This is a genomic window from Singulisphaera rosea, assembly GCF_054877945.1.
In genome coordinates, this window is the sequence record NZ_JBTYIP020000155.1 from 1 (window position 1) to 255 (window position 255).

General features: G+C 62.0%; 1 rRNA gene. It reads left to right on the forward strand.

Annotated features, from left to right (window positions below):
• Positions 1 to 255: ribosomal RNA gene (locus ACYOEI_RS41310) — 23S ribosomal RNA — on the forward strand; the annotation flags it as partial.

The window sequence follows — 255 nt, forward strand, 5'->3', positions numbered from 1 at the left end:
CCCGGGGAACTGAAACATCTCAGTACCCGGAGGAGAAGAAATCAACCGAGACTCCCTCAGTAGCGGCGAGCGAACGGGGACCAGCCTAAACCGAGTGGGATACCATTCGGGGTCGTGGGGCCGGAGTTATGGGATGAATGACCGTCAGCCGAAGTCCCTTGGAACGGGGCACCAGAGCGGGTGAGAGTCCCGTAGGCGACGTCGGAAGTTCCCCTATCCGGTACCCGAGTAGCGTCGGGCACGTGAAACCCGGCG